Source organism: Cupriavidus sp. 05T41, assembly GCF_056396525.1.
In genome coordinates this window covers 1-1,739 of sequence record NZ_JBFTLQ010000191.1, presented here as the reverse complement: position 1 = coordinate 1,739, position 1,739 = coordinate 1, and the positions used below count along the sequence as shown (strand labels likewise).

Below are 1,739 nucleotides of genomic sequence, written 5' to 3'. Positions count from 1 at the left end.
TTTGTAGACGATCGCGGCTTCCTGTTGCTGCGCCTCGCGCAGATGCAGCATCCCCTTGAGCTTGCCGCCCTCGAAGATGGGAAGCGAGATCGACGGTCCGACGACAAACTGGCCCGATGCCCAGTTTGCGAGGTTCGAGAGCTGGAGACTCTGGAACCCGGCGCTGCCATTTAGCGTGATGCGCGGATAGAAGTCGGCCTTTGCCATGCCGATCGACGCCGTGGCCGCGTGCAGTTGCGCCTCCGCCCTCCTGATGTCCGGTCTGCGCTGCACCAGTTCCGAGGGGAAGCCGATGGGCACCTCCTTGKGGAGCTCCGGAATGTCACGCACCTCGCCGAGCGATTGCCGCAGCGCGCCCGGCTCCTCGGCCAGCAACAGTCCGATCGCATTGATGGTGGCCTCGCGACGCGACTCGAGCGTCGGAATCAGGCTTTCGATCGATGCTGCCTGCGCGGAAGCGTTGGCCACGTCCAGATCCGTCGTGACGCCTTCACGTGCGCGTACCTGCGTGAGCTTCGTGGTGTCACGGGCGATTTCAAGGTTCTGTACCGCGATCTGTAGCAGGGATTGCGTGTCGCGCAACTCGATATAGTCTCGCGCGAGTTCGGCGCGGGCAGACAAGAGGACCGCGTTCCGGTCCTCGTACGAGGCCGCCGTCAAAGCGGTCGCCGCTTCGACACCGCGTCGCACGCGGCCCCAGATGTCGACCTCCCATGACGCATCGAAGCCGAACTGGTACAGGTCGAACGCGGGCGAACCACTCGAACCCGGCAATGGCGCGACGCCGAGCGGCGAGTCGCCCGACGCCGATGGTGGCGGACTACCTGTCGGGCTGACCCCAAGCAGCGAGAGGATGCCGTTTGGACTTCCGCGTTCGCGATGATAGGAGGCGGCGCCGTCCAGTGTCGGATATTCGGCGGCGCCGGCCACCCGTTGTACTGCCCGGCTTTGCCGCAGCCGCGCCGACGCGGCTGCGACGTCCAGGTTGGCTTCGACCAGTTTCTCCTCGAGCGAGTTCAGCAGGGGATCGTTGAACAGTGTCCACCACTCTGAACTGAACTGGGATTCGACGGTCTTGCTCGATGCCTGCGCAGACTGGGCGCGGTCAAAGACGTCGGGTGCGGATGTCTTCGGACGTTCGAAATCCGGCCCTACGGCACAGCCCACCATCGCGAGGCACGCCAGTATCGCCAGCACCGACGCGCGGATAGGGAACTCACTCGCATTCATTTTCTGTGCGCTCCMTTGGCCAGCGTATCGCCACGGCGGCCAACGGCCACTTCMGCTTMGACAGAAAGCCCCACGCTCAATTCAGACGCGGCTTGCTGCCCGCGGTCGATGGTGATCTTGACAGGCACGCGCTGGACGACCTTCGTGAAGTTGCCCGTTGCGTTGTCAGGCGCAATCGGCGCGAAGCTCACTCCGGTCGCCGGGGCAAGGCTATCGATATGGCCTTGGATCACGACGCCAGGAAGGCTGTCCACCTTGATGCGCACGCTGTGGCCAGGTCGCATGTTGGTGATCTGGTTCTCCTGGAAGTTGGCGACGACATAGGCGTCGGCGATCGGGACAATCGCAAGAACCGGCGCGCCGGGCGTCACAAATGCGCCGACCMGCGCCGAGCGCCTGCCAACCTTGCCGTCCACCGGTGCATGGATTTCCGTATAGGACAGATTGAGATTCGCCAATTCCTGAGCCGCCTCGGCGCGCATCAACGTGCTGGCCGCCTTGTCGCGTTG

At 64.1% G+C, this 1,739-nt stretch carries 1 protein-coding gene and 1 pseudogene; both read right to left on the bottom strand.

Translation table 11 applies throughout. The features are described from left to right. A partial coding sequence (locus tag AC1DKV_RS40395; RefSeq protein WP_477139757.1) for an efflux transporter outer membrane subunit occupies positions 1 to 1,230 on the bottom strand: 1,230 nt, incomplete at its 3' end. Then, positions 1,227 to 1,739, bottom strand: a pseudogene (locus tag AC1DKV_RS40390) (HlyD family secretion protein); the annotation flags it as partial. The gene AC1DKV_RS40395 and the pseudogene AC1DKV_RS40390, both read right to left, overlap by 4 nt.